General features: G+C 61.9%; 14 protein-coding genes. 6 read left to right on the forward strand and 8 right to left on the reverse strand.

Annotation, left to right across the window (positions count from 1 at the left end; all coding sequences use genetic code 11):
- Positions 1-2: 2 nt before the first annotated feature.
- Positions 3-980, reverse strand: a complete 978-nt coding sequence (locus ACP7B7_RS11910; protein WP_426076800.1) for an SDR family oxidoreductase — start codon at positions 978-980, stop codon at positions 3-5.
- Positions 981-1,106: 126 nt separating this feature from the next.
- Between ACP7B7_RS11910 and ACP7B7_RS11915 the strand changes: the two genes are divergently transcribed.
- The 3 genes from ACP7B7_RS11915 to ACP7B7_RS11925 all read left to right on the forward strand — a co-directional run bounded on the left by ACP7B7_RS11915 (position 1,107) and on the right by ACP7B7_RS11925 (position 3,761).
- On the forward strand, positions 1,107-1,652 hold the full coding sequence (locus ACP7B7_RS11915) for a TetR/AcrR family transcriptional regulator (RefSeq protein ID WP_308921840.1): 546 nt from the start codon (positions 1,107-1,109) through the stop codon (positions 1,650-1,652).
- A gap of 82 nt (positions 1,653-1,734) precedes the next feature.
- Positions 1,735-3,375 carry a SulP family inorganic anion transporter gene (locus tag ACP7B7_RS11920; protein WP_426076801.1) on the forward strand — a complete coding sequence of 547 codons (1,641 nt, stop codon included), beginning with the start codon at positions 1,735-1,737 and terminating at the stop codon, positions 3,373-3,375.
- The gene (locus ACP7B7_RS11925; protein ID WP_426076802.1) at positions 3,372-3,761 is read left to right on the forward strand and encodes an Imm1 family immunity protein; all 390 of its coding nucleotides are present in this window, start codon (positions 3,372-3,374) and stop codon (positions 3,759-3,761) included. The genes ACP7B7_RS11920 and ACP7B7_RS11925 overlap by 4 nt, the downstream gene beginning before the upstream one ends.
- 6 nt (positions 3,762-3,767) lie before the next feature.
- Here the strand turns inward: ACP7B7_RS11925 and ACP7B7_RS11930 are convergent, their stop codons facing one another.
- The 7 genes from ACP7B7_RS11930 to tssF all read right to left on the reverse strand — a co-directional run bounded on the left by ACP7B7_RS11930 (position 3,768) and on the right by tssF (position 13,034).
- Positions 3,768-4,244: a GNAT family N-acetyltransferase gene (locus tag ACP7B7_RS11930; RefSeq protein ID WP_426076803.1), complete on the reverse strand. Its 477-nt coding sequence runs from the start codon at positions 4,242-4,244 to the stop codon at positions 3,768-3,770.
- Positions 4,245-4,327: 83 nt separating this feature from the next.
- A complete protein-coding gene (locus ACP7B7_RS11935; RefSeq protein ID WP_426076804.1) occupies positions 4,328-5,431 on the reverse strand; it encodes a T6SS immunity protein Tli4 family protein in 1,104 nt (367 codons plus the stop codon).
- A gap of 2 nt (positions 5,432-5,433) precedes the next feature.
- On the reverse strand, positions 5,434-7,383 hold the full coding sequence (locus tag ACP7B7_RS11940) for an esterase/lipase family protein (RefSeq protein WP_426076805.1): 1,950 nt from the start codon (positions 7,381-7,383) through the stop codon (positions 5,434-5,436).
- Positions 7,380-9,974 carry a type VI secretion system Vgr family protein gene (locus ACP7B7_RS11945; RefSeq protein WP_426076806.1) on the reverse strand — a complete coding sequence of 865 codons (2,595 nt, stop codon included), beginning with the start codon at positions 9,972-9,974 and terminating at the stop codon, positions 7,380-7,382. Before ACP7B7_RS11945 ends, ACP7B7_RS11940 begins: the two co-directional genes overlap by 4 nt.
- 11 nt (positions 9,975-9,985) lie before the next feature.
- Entirely contained in the window at positions 9,986-10,240 is a 255-nt protein-coding gene (locus tag ACP7B7_RS11950) for a PAAR domain-containing protein (RefSeq protein WP_426076807.1), read from the reverse strand.
- Complete coding sequence (gene tssG / locus ACP7B7_RS11955) at positions 10,237-11,265, reverse strand: type VI secretion system baseplate subunit TssG (protein ID WP_426076808.1); 1,029 nt, start codon at positions 11,263-11,265, stop codon at positions 10,237-10,239. Before tssG ends, ACP7B7_RS11950 begins: the two co-directional genes overlap by 4 nt.
- On the reverse strand, positions 11,229-13,034 hold the full coding sequence (tssF, locus tag ACP7B7_RS11960; RefSeq protein WP_426076809.1) for a type VI secretion system baseplate subunit TssF: 1,806 nt from the start codon (positions 13,032-13,034) through the stop codon (positions 11,229-11,231). Before tssF ends, tssG begins: the two co-directional genes overlap by 37 nt.
- 186 nt (positions 13,035-13,220) lie before the next feature.
- Between tssF and tssK the strand changes: the two genes are divergently transcribed.
- The 3 genes from tssK (at position 13,221) to ACP7B7_RS11975 (ending at position 19,978) form a co-directional block, all read left to right on the forward strand.
- Positions 13,221-14,567, forward strand: coding sequence for a type VI secretion system baseplate subunit TssK (gene tssK, locus ACP7B7_RS11965; RefSeq protein WP_426076810.1), 1,347 nt, complete (start codon positions 13,221-13,223; stop codon positions 14,565-14,567).
- A gap of 120 nt (positions 14,568-14,687) precedes the next feature.
- Positions 14,688-17,798 carry an ATP-binding protein gene (locus ACP7B7_RS11970; protein WP_426076811.1) on the forward strand — a complete coding sequence of 1,037 codons (3,111 nt, stop codon included), beginning with the start codon at positions 14,688-14,690 and terminating at the stop codon, positions 17,796-17,798.
- A complete protein-coding gene (locus ACP7B7_RS11975) occupies positions 17,795-19,978 on the forward strand; it encodes a sensor histidine kinase (protein WP_426076812.1) in 2,184 nt (727 codons plus the stop codon). Before ACP7B7_RS11970 ends, ACP7B7_RS11975 begins: the two co-directional genes overlap by 4 nt.
- The last annotated feature ends 95 nt before the right edge of the window (positions 19,979-20,073 follow it).

Raw genomic sequence — 20,073 nt, forward strand, 5'->3', positions numbered from 1 at the left:
TTCTATTCGCCCACGCTGCCGGTCACGGGCAGCACGATGCCGGTGATATAGCTGGAGCAGGCAGGGGAGGCCAGGAATACATAGGCCGGCGACAATTCTTCCGGCTGTGCCGGGCGGTGCATGTCGGTATCGGCGCCGAATTTGGTGATTTCTTCCGGGGACTTGTCGGCCGGGTTCAATGGCGTCCAGACGGGGCCGGGCGCAACGGCGTTCACGCGTATGCCCTTTTCCAGCAGGTTGCCGGCCAGCGCCATCGTGAACGCGTGTATCGCGCCCTTGGTGGTGGAATAATCGAGCAGGTTTTTCGAGCCTTTCAGGCCCGTCACCGATCCCGTATTGATGATGGACGCGCCTTTTTTCAGGTGCGGCAGCACGGCCTTTGCCATATGGAAGTAGCCGTAGACATTGGTTTTCATGGTGAGATCGAAACGTTCTTCGGACAGGTCGAGCAGGGACTCCGCATGTTCCTGGAAGGCCGCGTTGTTGACCAGCACGTCGATATGGTTGAACTTGGCCATCACTTGGCTGACGGCTTCCTGGCAGAAACGCTGCTCGCGCACGTCGCCGGGGATCAGCAGGCAGCTCTGGCCTTCCGCTTCCACGTAGCGCTTGGTTTCGTTGGCGTCTTCGTGTTCATTCAAATAAATAATGGCGACATCGGCGCCTTCGCGCGCATACAGCACGGCCACGGCGCGGCCGATGCCCGAATCGCCGCCCGTGATGATGGCGACCATGCCGGCCAGCTTGCCGCTGCCGCAATAGTCGGGCGCCAGGAAACGCGGTTTCAACTGCATCTGCGCTTCGATGCCGGGCTTGTCCAGGTGCTGCGAGGGCAGGGGAGTGCCTGGCTGGGTGCGGTTGCCTGTCTGCACGGCGTCCTTTTTCTCCGGGGTATCAGGTTTGGCGGCATCGCGCGCATCCTGTTCCTGCTGGATGCTGCGCTGCAAATTGCCGGTCGACTGGTTCTGGTTATCGCTCATGCTGACCTCCATATTGGCTAACTTTCAGTATCGAGGCAGTGGCGAGGCAATACGGTGCGCTTGCTAACAGAGTGGAAAAATCCGCCGCAAAGATATATGATGAGCATAATTATTGTGGGAGGCAGCATGAAAGTGAGCAGAGAACAGGCGGCGCTGAACCGCGAGCGCATCGTCGAAGTGGCGGCGAAGTTGTTCCGCGAAAAGGGGTATGATGGCATCGGCGTGGCCGACCTGATGAAAAACGCGGGCCTGACGCACGGCGGCTTCTATGGCCATTTTGCGTCCAAGGAAGACTTGATGATCGAGGCCAGCGAGCTGGCGCTGAAAAAATCGCTGGCTGGCTGGCAGGGCAAGACCTTGCCGGACATCGTGGATTCTTATCTGACCACGCGCCACCGCGACGCGCCCGGCGGCGGTTGCCCGGCGGCAGCCATGGGCCAGGACGTGGCACGCATGCAGCCCGGTGCTCAGCCGGCCTTTACGCAAGCGACCAAAAAACAGTTCGAGCTGCTGGCCGGCCTGCTGCCGGACGGCGCGCCCGAAGAACGGCGCCAACAGGCGATTGCCACCTTTTCCGCCATGGTGGGCGCCATGGTGCTGGCGCGCACCGTCGATGACGCGGCGCTGTCGGCCGAGATACTCGATGCGGTCAAGGCGCAACTGCTGGCCTGATCGGGCTTGATTGCGCGCTGTTCCCCTGTCAGCCGGCCTCGTCGCATGATAGGCTTCGGTTTTCAGATTTTGGGATCGCATCATGCTGCTCTGGCTCAGGCAATACCGGCGTCCTCTGTTGGCGGGGGACATAACCGCCGGTATCGTGGTGGCCATGATGATGGTGCCGCAAGGCATGGCCTATGCGCTGGTGGCCGGCCTGCCGCCCGTGGTCGGCATCTACGCCAGCATCTTGCCGCCCGTGCTGTACGCCCTGTTCGGCAGCAGCATGACGCAATCGGTGGGGCCGATGGCCATCGTCTCGCTGATGACGGCCGCCGCGCTGGCGCCACTGGCCGACCCTGGCTCCACCCTGTATATCGTGCTGGCCGCACAACTGGCGTTTATCAGCGGCATCGTGCTGCTGCTGTGCGGCGTGCTGCGCCTGGGCTTCATGGCCAACTTTTTGTCGCGCCCGGTGATCAGCGGCTTCAGCAATGGCGCCTCCATTCTCATCATGTGGGGCCAGGTCACGCCGCTGATGGGTGCCACCTGGCCGCACTGGCACGGCCCCAGCCTGGCGCTGGGCCTGGCCAGCCTGGTCTGCCTGTGGCTGGCCAGGCGCTATCTGTCGCGTTTGCTGCAACATTGCGGCTTGGGCAAGACGGCCGCCGACGTGGGCGCGCGCCTGGCGCCGATGCTGCTGGTGATCACGGGTATCTTGCTGGTGACCTATGGCGGCCTGGGTAGCATGGGCGTGCAGGTGACCGGCCATGTACCGAGCGGCTTGCCGGGCCTGAACCTGGCGACCTCAAGCGCCCACTGGCGCACCCTGCTGTCGCCGGCGCTGCTGATCGCCTTTATCATTTTCCTGATGAGCATGTCGGCCGCCCAGACACTGGCGCAAAAGCGCGGCGAAAAACTGCACACCAACCGTGAACTGCTGGGCCTGGGCGCGGCCAACGTCGCCAGCGCCTTGTCCGGCGGCTTCCCCGTCACCGGCTCCATCTCGCGCTCGGCCGTCAATTTCCAGGCCGGCGCCAACACGCCGCTCGCCAGCATCATCACGGCGGGACTGCTGGCGCTGGCGCTGGTGGCGCCCACCGGCTGGCTGGCGCTGCTGCCGCTGCCGGTGCTGGCCGCCACCATCATCTTTGCGGTGGCCAACCTGATCGATTGGGACACCCTGCGCATGGCCTGGCGCTACGACCGCAGCGATGCGCTGGCCCTGCTGGCCACCACGGCCGGCGTGCTGGTGCTGGGCGTGGAGGCGGGCGTGGTGATCGGCGTATTGCTGTCGATGGGCACCCTGATCTGGCGCGCCAGCCGGCCGCATATCGCCGTGCTGGGGCGTATTCCGAACAGTGAGCACTTCCGTAATGTCGAGCGCTACGAAGCGCACACCGTGCCGGACCTGCTGTTGCTGCGCATCGATGCCGGCCTGTTTTTCGGCAACGTCGAAGCCGTTACCGAACGCATCGAAGAGGAGCTGCGCGGCCACCCGACGGCGCGCCACCTGGTGCTGGTGCTGTCGGCCGTCAACCAGATCGACAGCACTGCCCTGCTGGGTTTGATCGAGCTGAACAACACCCTGACCAAGCGCGGCATCAGCCTGAACCTGGCCGAAGTCAAAGGCCCCGTGATGGACCGCCTGCGCCAGAGCAGCCTGCTGAAAGAGCTGAGCGGCAAGCTGTACCTGAGCACCGCGCTGGCGACGGCGGACCTGAGCGCAGGCAAGGCATGATGATGGAACTCAATCTGCACGGCGAAACTGTCGCCATCGCATCGCTTCAGGACTTGCAGCAAGCGCTGGCCCGCGCGCAGTCGCTGGCGCAGTGCGAACTGTGGCTGACCATGGCCGTGGATGCGGAGCAAGGCCCCGCCCTGTGCATGCTGCGCAATGGCGCCAGCGCCTGGCTGATGTATCTGTCCGGCCAGGATGACGCCAGTTATCACTCGCTGGGCGATGAGGAGGAAGAGGGAGAGTGCAGCTACTGGCTGGCCAATGGCCAGGTCGATGTGTATCCCGCCGCGTGGTGTGTCGACGTGGCGCTGTGCCATCGGGCGATGATCGCGTTTTTCAAGACCGGTGGCGCCAGGCCCGCTGCGGTCGAATGGCAGCCTGACTGATGGCTGTCAGCTGAAAGGCAATATCTTTTCCATCGCCACGCTGGCCAGCATCAGGCCGCTGGGGTGCGCATACGCCTCTTCGCGCAGCGCGACAAACCCCGCCGCCTGGTAAAACGGCACAGCATTGAGCGACGCCGACAAATGCAGCCGTTCAATCCCATGCTCGCGCGCCAGGTCTTCCAGCGCCGCCAGCAAGCGCTTGCCGATGCCCAGCCCACCCTGGGCCGGATCGACAAACACGGCATCGACTTCGTGCTGATCCAGGTCCAGCATGGCATAGCTGGCAATCACCCCATCATGCACGGCAACAATGCCACCACCGGCCGCCAACAGGTCGGCATAACCAGCCGGCACCGGCGAGGCGCTCCAGACGGCAACCTGTTCGGCGGAATAATGCGTGGCGCAACTGATGCGCACGGCCAACGTGCGCAGCGCCCACAGGGCGTCGATATCAAGCGGCAGGGCGGGGCGCAACGCTATCATGGCGAATGTCCGGCAAAAAGCCCATGCTAGCAGCAAAACATGGCATCCCGCCAGCCTGTGCCAGTACCGGGCTGATGCTTTCCTTACTGCGCGGGTTTGTCCGGATCGATATAGTAGGAACCTGGCGGCGCACCCGGTACCTTGACGCGGAATTTCAGGCCGGACAGGAGCTTGTCCCACAGGGCGATGGCTTCGTCGTCGGTGAGCGAGGCAGCTTCGGCTGCCCCCACCATATTGTGGGCAACCTTGGTGTACATCTTGACTTCCAGCACCGACGGATACGCGATGTCTCTCGGCTTCCCAACCAGTGCCCATTCGAAATCGTGCACACCATCGGCTCGACGTATCAGGGATTCTTCACCCTTCCAATGCTGAACCGCGCGCTTGCCTTCTCGTAGCAAGGTGCGTTTGGGATAACTGCTGCCTTGTATATCTTTCGCACCCTGTATGCGATTAAGCAAGGACAATTCTTTGCGCATTTCTGTTTCAAACTCCGCAGGCGAGTAGTCACCGTAGGCGTCCTTGTTTGAACTGATGGAAAAAGTCATATCTGGGAAACTTGGAAGATATAGTCCCACATTGTCGATTTCCTGTTCGGCGTAGTTATTTTCTGCCAGAAAGCCATGTTCCACGCAAAGACCAGGATCTTGCGGAATTTCCTCCGGTTGACGTATGCGAATGCTTTTAGCCCGGAAAAATTGTCTCGCTTCAGTAGAAGATTCACTTTCACCATTTCTCACAGAGTCGCCCATGATAAAGGTGAAATCATCCTTTGTAACGAACGTCCTGAAGAAATGCAGTTTATATTTTTTTGCCAATTCGTCTTCATAATAGCGAAATTGCCAACTTCCTTCAATTGGGCCTTTGTCGTTATAGGTGAAATCCGCTGTTTCATCTGTCCACTTGATTTTCTCTATTTCTTCTTTTATTTTTCTTATTCTTGCATCCAATCCCCCAGGTATAACTTCCAAGGCTGCTTTTCCAACTATGAGGTTTGCTTCGCTTGGTACTGTAACTGCGTATCGCCCAAAGCAAAGAATCTTTGTATTTTTAAATATTTTTTTCAGTTTTTCATCTTCGTTATTTGATTTTTTCAATTTTTCACCATCTCCATGGTAATTATTTTCGCACGATTGCAAGGAAAAAATTAGTGTTGTTATGAAAAATAAATTTGAAATATTTTTCATGGTTAATCCCATTTTGCGGTTTTTGCAATTTGAACGATCGAATAAAGCATCGAGGCTAAAACTTGCGGATGTGAGTAGCTTTTTTGATGCTCATATCCGGTGTTTTTTTCTTGACCATGAAAAAAAATTTCCCCCTTGGTATGGCTCGCTGAGCGTTGGAGTGGAACAGTTTCGTCTCCTGGGTCAGAAGCTTTTTGTAGCTTTAAAGTTAAAGTGCGAGACCCTGCTTTTACTTTAAGTTCACCTTTTGCGTCGTCGCTAACAAGTGTCCATTTTTCAGGGGATGGTGGTATGAATTTATCAGAAAAATCAAATAATCCACTCCCTAATCCATCGATAACTTTGAAGACGACCTCGCCATAACTTGGATACTCTTTTGATCCACAGTAACTGGCATAAGTTGGTTCGTGAAAGGTGCTTTCGATAGACTGTGAAAATTTGAATGCAGTCTCGATGCGTTTTCTGACCTTATCAATTCCTCCGCCCTCATCACTACTTAAATTTGCTGGGTTAACCCAATCAGGGTTCAGTAGTCGCCACCATTTTTTTTCTGGCTGAAGATATATACTTTCAAGCGCACTTTCTTTTTCATTTGGCCAACTATAAAGCAGTTTGCCCTCTTTATTGATAACCTTAAGCCAGTTAAGTCCATACTTCATTCCTGGAAGCATTTCCAAAGGCGCTGGAGCATTCGCTAAAATTGCAGTGGCATGTTTTCCATCTATGCCAAATATTTCCGCAGTCATGGTGTTAATTGGTCCCCACGTTTCCTTAAAGCCGAAACGCATACGCTTGTATGCACTTCCCGCGCCGACAGTGGGCATGACATTGTGGTAAATTCCCAATATATTAATTTCTTTTTTATTGGTTAAATTTCCATATTTTGGATGAATCAAAGCGCGTGCGAGCAATCCTCCCATGCTATGAGTAACCAAGATTATCTCATCGCATTTGAATCCGCAATTATTATATCCTTCAACTAAGCCACGGATTCGTTCGGCAATGATTTTAGCTGAAATTGCATTGCTCTGTATGAAATTGTATCCCATTGCATGGACTGGGTACCAGCACTTGGAGATTTTTCTTAAATCCCCTTGGCTAATGGCTTCTCCTTTCGAAGCGCCAAATGATTTTGGATTTTGCAATAATAATTTTGTTATTTCTGGATATATTGGATGAAGTTCAGATATTGGTTTTCCAGTCTCAGGATCTTTTGCGTCTATTTGCCAGTGAAGTTTGATGCTACCTTTCCTGAGCTTGCGATTTTCAATAATATTGTTCATGAAGAACTCAGTTTTTTGCAGCATTTCTCCATATGCCCCAGCAAAAAGAACCTCACTCCATCCGCGCCATCGTGCTATATGTGCAGGTGTTTCGCGTATTTCCGGTGGAATATGTCTTGTAATGACTTTCGGATTTTGAATTGACTCAACATAGGAATTTTTTTTTGGACTAACGGAAATTAAGGGGGAGACGCCGGGGAAGTCGTCTGGTACATTGCTGTGGCGTGCATCAGACCCCTTGGTAGCATCTCCACCGGGGAAGAAGCGTCCGTTATCATTCGAGTATTGATAATATTCAACCTCAGTTTCATTCGGGTCGAAAACCAGTTGCCTATCACGTGGCGACGCATTTTTGAACCATCCGCCTAAACCGCTGCCTGTCGCGACGGCCGCTTTGCCTGATTTGTCTATCATGTCATCTGGCCGCCATGATCGATTGTCTGGCCGCTTCAGTTCTTCTTGACGTTTTTTTGTCATTCTTAAATTGCTTCCCATAACCCCCGGCAAAAAAATTATGGGAATTATTTTTTTGGGTGGAACCGTCACATCATGACGCACTGTGTCTTTTATCTCGGTCAGATTGACCGTGTATTCGGCCCAGCCACCGACAGTTTGATGAAACTCACCCTGATGATTGCCATCTTCATTGAGGTCGTTATCGTCGCTCATGGCAGTTCTCCCTTGTAACGTATGGTGTAGCTGTCCATGCCTTCTCCTTTTTGTAAGGGTGTCTGTCCATCGGCGGTACTGGTGTCGCTGATTTTGTTGCCGTCGTCACGTATCAGCTCGAAAGCGATATCGGCTGCCGGTTTGCCGTCCACCTCCAGCAAACGGATGGCTTGATCAAAACTGGTATGGGGGCGCTCATTGAACTCCTGCGACACACTCTTCGCAGCCAAGGTTTCCAGATTGCCGTTGAACAGTACCGGCGACGAGGTGAAAAACTGCACTTTGTCGCTGATTTCCAGCATGTGGCTGGCGCCGTGCAGGCGGATGCCTTTCTTGCCTTTGATATTGACCCAGTCCGCTTCGCTGATCAGCGACAGCACTTTGCGGGCGATGATGTCGACTTCGTCGTTGTGGGCTTCGATGGCGATCTTGCCGGAGGCGGCGATCAGTTTCATGCCGGCCTTGTGGACGAAGATGCGCAGGCTGTGGGCCACGCTGGCGAACAGGCTGTGGCCGCTGGCCAGGGCGATATCCTTGCCGCTGGTCAGCGCCACATGCTCGCTGGCGGCCAGGTGGACCGACGCCGCACTCGACAATTCGATGCCGGCCGGACTGGCCAGGACCAGGTGCGGTTCAGACAGTTCCGGGAAGTGTTCTCCGCTGCCCCTGATTGCGGTGTTTTGCTGCTGGATGGCGTTGGCCACGGCGCCTTGCTCGCTGGCGCTGTCCTGCGCGCCGGCGTCGACCGCCATGCCGGCCAGGCCATGCTGCAGTTCCCTGGCCTGCGCCAAGCGGGCCAGGGTGTCGTCGAGCTGTTTTACGGCGCCTGCTCCGCCTGGCGTTTCGGTGGTGATCAGCATGCCTTTGCCGGCGCGCAGCGCGCCCCAGGCGTTGGTCGCCAGCTCGAAGCCGCTGCCGCGCGCTTCCTTGCGGCCGGCATGGTCGTCGATGCGGGCGATATTGCCGAGCGACAGGCGGCTGTCCTGGTGGCTGCTGCGCAGCTGGGCCTGGATCGCCTGCTGCGTATCGTCGAGTACCAGGTGATTGGCGCTGGCGCCGCCCAGTTCGCGGCTGCGCAGGCCGGACAGGGCGCGTTGCTGCGGCAATTGCCAGGGCGGCGGGTTGGCGCCGTTGTACACCACGCCGGTCACAATGGGATGGTCGATATTGCCGTCCTGGAATTGCACCACCACTTCCTGGCCCACGCGCGGCAGCGCGATCTGGCCCATCTGTGCGCCGGCCATTGGCATCATGACCCGTATCCACGGGGAACTGCGCTCGTCGAATTCACCCAGGCGGTCCCAGTGAAACTGCAGGCGGATGCGGCCCAGCGCATCGGTATGGATTTCCTCGCCGGCCGGGCCGACCACCAGCGCCGTCTGCACGCCGGCCACCAGGCATGGTTGGCTGTTGTAGCCGCGGCCGGGCCGCCAGCGCTGGTCCTTGCGCACGCAAACAAAACGGTTTTCATAGTGCGAGGGCGCGTCGCTGCCGGCCTGATAATTGTTGCTGGCGACATGCTCGACCGACAGGATCAGGTATTCGCGCGCCTTGACGTCGTCGCCGCGCGGCTCGCCGCGCAGGTATCGCCTTTCCTGACCGCTGAAATGACCGGCCAGGGTAAAACAGCGGCCCGCCTGCGCTTGCCGGTGGTTGCCCGCTGCCTCGAAATACTGGCGCAGGTGGTCGCTTTCCTCCATGCGGCGCCGGGCCAGCAGTTCGCCATCGTCGCCATCCCGGTAGCCATAAGAACCTGTGTTTTGGTACAGTTCGTGCGCAAACACATCGCCCTGGCGGTTCAGTGAATGACCGGTGGCGCGCTGCGGCCGCGGGTTTTTATAGTCGAAGCTGGCCAGGGTCAGCAGGCCGGAACCGAGTTGGCGCACGGCCTGCCATTGCTGGACGCCATCGTCTTCCATCGAGCCGGCGCCGGCATGAAACTGCATGGCGCCTTCGGACTCGCCATCGATCAGCTCGGCCAGGGTGCTGTCGTCGGCCAGCCACAGTGTATGGCCGTCAAGACGGTGCTCATACCAGTAGTGCCAGCCCAATGCCTCCCAGCGCCGGTGCAGATGGTTATAGTCGGTTTCATTGTGCTGGTTGGCGCAGGACAATTGCGGATCGTCGCCCTGCAAACAGGTCTTCCAGTCGCGCTGCTGGTAGTGCGCAAACTTGGTTTCGGTCAGCTGTATCACGCTCATGCCGTGGAACGAGACATTGTCCTGGCGCAGCCTGGCAAACGCCAGCCACGGCTGCAGCAGCATGCGGTACCAGGCAAAACCGCCATCGGCGCGCAGCAGGCGGAACTCGCCGACATAGCCGTTGAAATGCCGCAAGGTGCCATCATCGCGCACCATGCTGACGGTCACCATGCGCCCCATCATCGCGCTCAAGGCGATATGGGCGTCGTCGGACAATAATTCCGCCTCGAAGCGAAAGTCGCGCGACAGCGCTTCGTTCGCCTGCAAGGAATTGACCAGCAGCACGGTATCGGCGGGACCATCGCCATGCGGAAAGTCCAGGCGCAGCAAACGCCGCTCCTGCGAGGCCGGACCGAAGGCGGACAATGCCGCCAGGATGCTGTCGTTCATGCTGCGCTCCGCTATAAAGAAGTAATCAGCCTGGCGCCGCACGCCGTCTTGTCGCCGTCATAGGCATAGGCGCGGCCCTGGTGTCTGGCGCCGCCGCCGTCGGGTTGAATAGGAAAGCTGCCCTTGCATTTCGGGCAGACCGTCATGTCGCCGGCCAGCGCCGCCGCCACCCCCATCACGCTGGTGCCAGATGATGCGCTGCTGACCTTGCCGCCATGGTCGGTCTTGTCGCCCAGGCGTATCACGCCGCGTCCCTGGTGTTTCATATGGTCCTCGCTTGCCTCAAGAGATAGCGCACTTCGGCGCCGCGCACCTGGCCCTGGCTGCCTGGCAGGAAAGTGCTCCAGCCCAGCCGGCGCTGCCTGGCCGGATTGCCGTTCAGTACCATCGGCGTGATGCAGGCGGCACTCAGCACCAGCCGTATTTCGACTTGCAGGCTAGGCGCGCCAAACAGCGCCAGCATCTGCGCCAGGGCTTGCGCGCCGTCGCCGTGCGGCAGGAAGCGCTGCAAATCGGACTCGTCCACCGGCCCCACATGCAGGCGCACGCGCCGGTCGTGCCGCCACAGGCGCAAGCCGACGGTGGCGCCGTGGCCCAGCACGAAATTGGCGCTGCCGAGCCGGCTCAAGCGGTCCTGCGGCAAGTAATCCCAGGCGCCGGCAAATTGCTCCAGCACGATGGGAATGCGGCAATGGTCGGCCAGCACCTTGGCGATCGCATGCGCCGAAGCGGGGCGGTTGCGCAACAGCCCCGCATACCAGGCCGCCGCATTGGCTGCCCCATTGCCGGCGCGGGCATGGCCGCCGGGCGAGGCGACGCCGGCCAGCGCCAGCAGCATCGGCAATTGATCATCCCTGGCCTCGGTCGCCAGCCGGTGTTCCAGCCGGTATTTGCCGCACGCCTGGTAAAACAGCGTCACCATGCGGTGTGAAAAAATATCGAGGAAGGCCGAGGCGCCATCGTCGCCGGCGGCGAGCTGGCTGTTGGCGATGCCTTGCGTATGGTGCAGGGGCAGGGCGCCGCTGTTGCCGAGCAAACCGATAAAGGCTGGCGTGATGGCGATGCGGCCATCGTCCTGCTGCGACAGGCGTTCGAGCTGGCTGGCAGGAAAGCCCAGCGACAGGCTGTTTCGGAAGCGCAGCACCTCGTCCAGCGCCTGTGCCGGCGGCACGCCCTGCTGGCGCAGCCAGCGCAGCAGCAGGCCCACCGCCTGCATGAACTGGTAGCGCCAGGGCTCGGCCATCAGGTGGGCGATCACACCAGATACTGCATGCCGTTTCTTGGTTTGCATCGGATCAGCTCCTCTCCGCTTTGCAGCGACAGCACCACCAGTTCGACAAAGCTGTTGACCTGTACATACAGGCCCAGGAACTGGTCGATGACCCGCACGAACAGATGCATGCTGGCGCCGACAAACGCCTCTTCGTCGAACGTCAGGCGCACTTCGAGGCCATGCACCAGCGACGCGCCGCGCGGGTGGCGCAGCCAGGCGGTGGCCGGGCGCTGTTCCAGCCCCACGATGCCGCCTATCTGGCGTTGCGAGGTGGCGCTCTGGGCCAGGTCGTACAGCACCAGCATTTCGCGCAGGGCCGGCAACCCTTCTTGCGTCAACGCATGATGATTCAGCGCCAGGTGCGACACCAGGCGCCAGTGCAGGCCTTGTCCCGGCGCGTAGCGGCGCGGCGGGCTGGGCCGGCGCAGCAGCCGCAGTGGCGTGCCACCGCCGCAAGGTTGCAAGTCGCCTTGCGGCTGGCCGTGCTTGAGCGCCAAAGGCAGGTCGCGGTTGCTGCAGCTCAGCATCAACGACAGGGTGGCCTTTTCCTGGACCAGGGGATTGAAGTCGCCATCGACCAGGCTGATGGTTTTTTCATGGCCGGCGCTGCTGAGCGCCACTGCCGGGTCGTCGCGCATGACCCAGTACGGTCCCGGCTGCGCCGCGCATTCGCCATGGCGCAGGCTGTACAGGGGGCGTACTTCGCTCACGCTGCTGTTTGCGCCGCGCTGGCGCAGCAAATGCACCGATTCGATGCCCAGTACCTCGTAGCCATGCGCGTGGGTGGCGTGGGCCAGCACGGCATACTCGGTTTTCTGCCGCGTGACGGTGACCGGCACGCCGGCTTGCGGGAACAGGTTGATCACGGGACCGCAGCCGGGCAGCAGGTTGGCGTTTGACAAGCTGGCCAGCATGCGCGCGCTGTCGCCATCGGCCGGCAGGCCCGTCAAGACCAGGTGCAGGGTATAGCCGCGACAGCCGGCCGGCAGGCGTGCCTGCAGGGCCGCCAGGTCGATATCGACGAAATTGAATTTTTCCGGATAGGCAAAATACTCGGCCAGGATGCGGTAGGCGCTGTGCGAACGCGCGCCAAACGGCAGCAAGGCGTCAACCTCGGCAAAGCCCGCCGGCGCCAGCGGTGGCGCCGGCAAGGCCAGCCACTGCCCGTCGGCGCCTTCGACCCAGGCGCTGGCCGCATGCAGGAACAGCGCGTTGTGCAGGGCGGCGGCAAACGACGGCTCGCCATCGATGAACAGGCGTAGCGTTGGCGGCGGCGCCCCGTGATGCGCGATGGCGATGCTGATCACCGCGCTGGCGCCCGCAGGCAGGCGCACGGCGGGCGGGGCCTTGATGCCGGTGTCGAAGGCGGCGGCCGTCAAGGTCGCGTCGCCGGCCGCGATATCGTAGACGGCGCTGAAACGGCAGCGCACGCCGCGCACCAGGGGCGCATCCATCAGGGTGCCGGCCGGCACGCGCAGCACCGTGCCATCGAGCGCGGGCGGCGCCAGGCGCACGATCGCGCAGGACGGAAACGGCCGCAAATAATGGGGAAACAGGGTCTCGAACAGGGCGTGCGTGAACTGTGGATAGTCATCATCGAGACGCTTCGAGATGCGCGCCGCCAGCAAGGCGACCGACTCGATCAGATGCTCGACGTGCGGATCTTCGCAGGCCTCGCCCGACATGTGCAGCTTGCCGGCGATGCGTGGATAACGCTCGGCAAATTCCCGGCAATGGCGCCGCAGCAGCACCAGTTCTCGTTCGAAATACGGCAGCAAGGTTTCCATGCCTGTGATGCGCCTGGGCGGCGCCGGTATCGTCAGGAAGGGCCAGTATCCAAGTGTTTTCCTACAGGCAATTTGCGATTGCGCAAAATTCAACGGTACTTGCTGCGCAAGCTCAATGACTTTCATGCTGGCAACTTCAGACTGGAGGCCCGGGGGCGACCTTCAACCATCAGCAAGGAGAGCAGCGTGACATTGCCGTCAAAATTATTGTGGTCGGAAGGCCTGGCCATCGGCCCGCAGCAGTTCCAGCAGCTGGACCTTTATCATGAAGCGCGTCTGCAGCGGCTGGTGTCCCTGATCAGCCCGCACCTGTGGGGCGTGCACGCGCTCAGCTGGAATGCCGATGCGCTGGCCAACAACAGCTTGCGCGCCGACACCTTGTCGCTGGTGTTCCAGGACGGCGAGATTTATGAAGCGCCGCTCGGCGACGCCTTGCCGGCCGCGGTCGACCTGTCGCGGCTGCCGTCCGACGAGCACAGCTTTACGTTCTACGCGGCGCTGCCGGCCATCAAGGCGCATGGCGGCAATCTGGCCCCGGGCGCGCGCTACCTGCAGGCCGATATCGAAACGCCCGACCTATACAGCGAAGCCGTCAGCATGCCGGTGGCCTACCTGAAAAAAACCGTCCGCCTGCTGTGGCATGGCGAACCGCTGCACGACTATCTGGCGATTCCGCTGGTGCGCCTGCGCCGCGGCGGCCGTGGCGGCTTCGAGATCGATGCCTCCTGGCTGCCGCCGTGCCTGGCCATCAATGCGGACTCGGCCTTGCAAAAGATGCTCGACGCGCTGATCGAGCGCCTGGGTGCGAAAATCGCCTCGCTGTACAGCCGCCACCGGCAGCCGGGTCATCATGCGGTGGAGTTTCACGGCGGCGACATGTCGTCGTTCTGGATGCTCAATACCCTCAGCACGGCGATCGCCACCCTCAGCCATTGCGCCAACCACGGCCGCCACCATCCGGAGCAGCTGTTCGGGCACCTGACGGCGCTGGCCGGCGGCCTGATGACGTTTTCCATGAAATACGCGTTGAAAGACCTGCCGCGCTACCTGCATGACGACTCCGCGCCCGGCTTTGGCAAGCTGGACTTCATCATCCGCGACCTGGTCGACACCGTGCTGCTGTCGCGCTATTTTCCGATCGCGCTGGAAATCGACCCGCAAAAAAGCACCCACTATCATGGCGTGCTCGATGCGGCACAGGTCAACCTGCAGACCACACTGTGCCTGGCCGTGAATGCCGAGTTGCCGGCGCTGGAGCTGGTGGCCGTGGTGCCGCTGCAATTGAAGATTTCCTCGCCCGCGCAGATCGACGTGCTGCTGGCACGCGCCTTGCCCGGCGCCGCGCTGCGCCATATGGCCCAGGTGCCCGCCGAAGTGCCGGTACGGCCGCATACCTATTATTTCTCGATCGAAAACAAGGGTCCTATCCATGAAGCGATGCTCAAGGCGCAGGCGATCACCATCTATGTGCCGTCGGGTATCAGGGGATTGCAGATGGAATTGTTTGGCATCAGTGCGGCCGCCCAGGTATAGACCGCGCGGCGGAAGCAAGTTACCTGGCTGATACAAATATGTTTCTTCAAGCAATGGACTTGCCCGCGTTGTTGACGTTATCATGTTTTTGTAAGTGTCGATCAGGCAAGGCGGCACGTGATGACGGACGGGATAGGCATGGACATGGGCGTTGCGGGCAATGCGCCGCGTGGGCTGATGCCTGGCGGTGAAGAACGGTGGACGGCGTTGCGGCGCCGCTGCCGCGCATTGCTGCTGTTGCTCTTGTGCGCGGTCCCTGCCGCTGCCGCCGTCTCTTCCGCCCCCCACGCCAGCCTGAACGGCAAGCGCGTGCTGTTTCTCAGCTCGTATGACTATGGCCGGGCCGGCGTCGAATCGTATACGCGCACCTACATGAACGCCATGATGGACGGCGGCCTGACCAGCGAAGACGTGGTGGTGGAATTTCTCAACCTGAACACCTTGAGCGAACCGGTGCTGCGCACCAAGATGCGCGAATTGTTGCTATTGCGATACAGTGCGGGGTCGGGGCACCAGGCCGACCTGATCGTCGCCATGCAGCAGCCGGCGTTCGACTATTTGCTGGCCGAGCTGGCGCCGCTGGCGCAAACGACACCGGTGCTGGCGATCAATACCTCGGGCAAGGCGCTGCCGGACGGCACCCCGCCAACCATCTGGCAGCAGCAGGCCAATGTCGATTTCGCAGGCACCCTGGCGCAGGCGATGGCGCTGTTCCCGAACACCCGGCAGATCGTGATGGCGGTCGGCGCCAGCGAAGCCGACCAGACCCTCAAGCGCCGCATGCAGCAGGCGGCCCAGGCGTGGCAGGGCAAGGTGGCGCTGCGCTATCTCGATGACCTGACCCTGGCGCAGATGCGCATCGAGGTGGCGCGGCTGCCGCCCGATGCGCTGCTGGTGACGGGCAACGTCAACCGCGATGTGGCCGGCAGCATCGCCACGCCGGTGCAGTTTGCCGGGCAACTGGCGCGGCTGGCCAGCGTGCCGGCCTTTGGCCTGTATAACGCCAATCTGGGACAGGGCATCTTGGGCGGCTCGATACTCGATATTGAAAATGCGGCGCGGCAGGTGGCGCGCCTGTCGCTTGATCTGCTGGCCGGCAAGGCGCCGGGCGCGCCGGGTGTCTTGTTGCCGGCGGCCCATCCGGTGCCGATGTACGACTGGCGGCAACTGCAGCGCTGGGAGGCCGATATCGGCCGTTTGCCGCCGCAGGCGGTGTTCCTGAACCGCCCACCGAACGTGTGGCAGGAGCACCGTTCGGCCGTGATGGTGGTCGGCGGCGTGTTCCTGATGATGGCGTGTTTGCTGAGCGCCTTGCTGCTGCAGCAGCGCCGCTTGCGGCGCGCCGAAAGCGAGGCGCGCGAAAGCGAGCAGCGTTTCCGCATCCTGGTCGAGCATGCGCCCGAGGCGATTCTGGTGTACGACGTCGACCTGGACCGCTTTGTCGATTCGAACGGCAGCGCGCAGCAGATGCTGGGCATGTCGCGCGAAGCCTTGCTGGCCTGCGGTCCGTTCGACCTGTACAGCAGCGAGCAGCCCGACAAGCTGCCGCTGGCGCTGATGGTGGAAGAACATTTGCGCCTGGTGATGCTGGGCGAGACGATCCATGTGGAGCGCAATATCCGCCGTGCCGACGGCAGCGTGTTTCCTGCCGAAGTCAGGATGGTGCGGTTGCCGATGGATGGGCGGCGCCTGGTGCGTGGCGGCATCGTCGACATCAGCGCACGCAAGCGCGCCGAGCAGGAGCTGCTGGGCTACCGCGACCAGCTGGAAGACCTGGTGCAGCAGCGCACGGCCGCGCTGTCGGTGGCCGTCACCGAGGCGCAATCGGCCAACCGCGCGAAAAGCGTTTTCCTGGCCAACATGAGCCATGAATTGCGCACGCCCTTGAATTCCGTGATCGGCTTTTCGCAGATGATGGCCGACTCGAGCAGCATGTTCGAGGAGGAAAAACAGAACCTGGCCATCATCAACCGCGCCGGCCACCATTTGCTCACCCTGATCAACGATATCCTGGAATTGTCGAAGATCGAAGCGGGCCGCATGCAGCTGCAGACCGGGCCTGTGGATTTGAACGGCCTGCTCGACGAGGTGCTGGAAATGGTGCGCATGCGCGCGCGCGAGCAGGGCATCGCCCTGTGCGTGGAACGCGGCAACGTGCCGCCGCTGGTGCGGCTCGACGGCGCCAAGCTGCGCCAGGTGCTGCTCAACCTGTTGTCGAACGCGCTGAAATTCATCGAACGGGGCAGCGTTACCTTGTCGCTCGATTGCCAGCCTGCCGGCGAGGGCCAGGTGCTGCTGGCGTTTGCCGTGCGCGATACGGGCAGCGGCATCGCCGAGGCCGACCTGGAGCGCATTTTCGAACCCTTTGTGCAGGCCGACAGCGCCGCGGCCCAGGCCGGCACCGGCCTGGGCCTGAGTATTTCACGCGAATTCGTGCGGCTGATGCAGGGCCAGTTGCAGGTCGAGTCGCGCCTGGGTGAGGGTTCGGTATTCAGCTTTTCGCTGAGCGCGCCGATCGTGGTGGCGACGTCTGTCTTGCCGATGCTGCCGGGGCGCGTGTGCTGCTTGCCGCCGGCACAGCGTGGCCGTGCGGTGCTGGTGGTCGACGACGATGGCAATTGCCGCAAGCTGCTCTCCGGCCTACTGGCGCCGCTCGGCTTTGTGCTGCAGGAAGCGTGCGGCGGCGCGCAGGCGCAGGCGATGCTTGCCGCGCAGCGCTTTGACCTGGTGCTCAGTGACTGGCGCATGCCCGACATGGACGGCCTGGTGCTGACGCGGTGGCTGCGCGCCCAGGCGAACCTGGCGCAGCCGCGCCTCGCGATCATGACGGCATCGGCTTTTGAAGAGGAAAAACAGGAAGCGCTGGCGGCCGGCGCCGACGCCTTTTTGCGCAAACCGATCGAGCAGGAGCATCTGTTTGCCATGCTCGAACAGCAGCTGGGGCTGCGTTTCCTGCGCGAGGAGGCGTGCGCCGCGCCCGCCGTGGCGCCGCGCGCCGGCGAGCTGCCGGCGCTGACGCATGGCGAACTGATGCTGCTGGCGCCAGGCGAGCGCCAGGCGCTGTTCGAGGCGGTCAGCGCGCTCGACCTGCGGCGCAGCGCCATCGTGCTGGCCAGCCTGGCCACGCGCCTGCCGCAGCTGGCCGCGCGCATGGCCGCCATGCTGGAGCACCACCAGTACCGGCAATTGTGCCTGTGGCTGGCGCAGGATGTCGATGAAGGGCAGGCATGAGCGACGAACAGGTCAAGGGCAAGCCGGGGCGCCTCGGCGGCGTCTCCATCGTGCTGGCCGTCAGCGTGGCGCTGACCTTTGTCGTCACCCTGCTGCTGCTGGTGTTCGCCGTGCTGTTCTACCAGTCCGAGCGCGCGCAGCGCTGGCAGCAGCTGCACCGCACCGTGTCGGTCAGCGCCGACCAGCTGGCGGTGGCGGTCGAACTGCCGCTGTGGAATCTCGATGAAAAGCAGATGCAGGCCATCATGCGCAGCATGCTCGGCAACCGCGAACTGCACGCCATCGCGCTCACGCCGGCGATCGGCAAGGACACCATCATCCTGCGCCGCGGCCTGGGTGGCGCCATCGACAGCCTGGAACTCGAACCGGAAGATCCGTCGCTGCTGGCCGAGCGGCGCATGGTGACCCTGGGCGGCCAGATCATCGGCGCGGTCGCCGTGTACGCCGAACCGTCGGTGCTGCATGCGCAGCTGCGCCAGCGCGCGCTGGCCATCGGCGCCATCATCGTCGCGCTCGACGTGATCCTGGTGGCCAGCATCTGGCTGCTGCTGTGGTGGCTGATGCTGCGGCCCTTGAAGGCCATCGGCCAGTATGCGGCGGCGGTGCGCGCCGGCCAGCCGGTGGCGGCCGGCATGCCGCCCAAGACCTGGTTCCTGGGCGAGCTGCGCACCTTGTACCGCTCGATCCGCGACATGGTGGCGCTGCTCGACAGCCGCTACCGCGCCTTGCAGCGCAGCGAGGAGCGGGTGCAGATGGCCACCGGCGCGGCCAGCATCGGCATCTGGGACTGGAACGTGGCTGGCGGCGAGCTGGAATGGGACGACCAGATGTATGCGCAGTTCAAGGCCGATCCCGCGGCGGGCCTGCCGCCATCCATGATCTGGCGCGCCTCGCTGCTGCCGCAGGATATAGCACCGACCAAGCAGGCGTTGCGCGCGGCGCTCAAGGAAGGCCACGCCTTCACGCATGAATACCGCATCGTGTGGCCGGACCAGTCGATCCGCTATATCAAGGTCGATGCGGTGCTGTTTCGCGACGGCGACGGCAGGCCGATGCGCCTGGTCGGCTCGAACTATGACATCACGGCGCACCGCGAGGCCGAGCTGGAACTGCTGCGCCACCGCCATCACCTGGAGGAGCTGGTGGCCGAGCGCACCGGCGCGCTGTCGGTGGCCGTCAACCAGGCGCAGGCGGCCAACCGGGCCAAGAGCGTATTCCTGGCCAACATGAGCCATGAACTGCGCACGCCCTTGAATTCGGTGATCGGTTTTTCGCGCCTGATGGCCGATTCGGTCCACATGCAGGCCGATGAAAAGCGCAACCTGGCCATCATCCACCGCTCGGGCAAGCATTTGCTCAACCTGATCAACGAGATCCTCGAATTGTCGAAGGGCGAGGCCGGCAAGCTGTCGACGCAGTGCGAGGTGGTGGCGCTGGCGCCGCTGCTGCAGGAAGTGATGGACATGCTCGAGATGCGCGCCGAGCAGCATGGCTTGCCGCTGCGCCTCGATTGCGCCGGCCTGCCGCCGGCGGCGCACCTCGACGGCACGCGCCTGCGCCAGGTGCTGCTGAACCTGATGACGAACGCCGTCAAGTTTGCCGGCCGCGGCACGGTGACCCTGCGCGCGCGCGGCACATGCCTGGGTGGCGATGACTGGAAGCTCGACTTTGCCGTCATCGATACGGGCGCCGGGATCGCCCTGGCGGACCAGCAGCGCATTTTCGAGCCTTTCGTGCAGGCCGACAGCGACGGCCCCAAGGACGGCACGGGCCTTGGCCTGGCCATTTCGCGCGAATTCGTCGGCCTGATGCAAGGCGCGCTGACGGTGGAGTCGACGCCGGGGCAGGGCGCGACCTTCCGTTTCGCGATTCCGGCGCGGGCTGCCCGCTTGCCGCTGCTGGCGGCCGCCTTGCCGGCCGTGCCGGTGGATGCATCGGTGCTACCTGCGCCTGCGCGCACCTTGCGCGCGCAGGACCTGGCCGCGCTGAGTGCCGACGAGCGCGCGGCGTTGCTGGCGGCGCTGCGCGAACTGAACCTGACGCGCGTGGGGCTGCTGCTGCAAGCCTTGCCGCAGGGCGCGCAAGCGCTGGTCGCGCCGCTGCAAGCGATGCTGGAGCAGCACCAGTACCGCCAGCTGTGCGCGCTGCTGGAACAGGGTGCCGAGCAGTTGCCGGCATGATTGTGGACTGACAACATCGGTCCGGATAAAAAAATGCGTAAAAACCCAGCTGTGGAGTGGTGCTAATTTGCAATGAAGATTATGATGATGGAACG

This window comes from Janthinobacterium sp. PSPC3-1, assembly GCF_049896105.1.
In the GTDB taxonomy this organism is placed as follows: domain Bacteria; phylum Pseudomonadota; class Gammaproteobacteria; order Burkholderiales; family Burkholderiaceae_D; genus Janthinobacterium.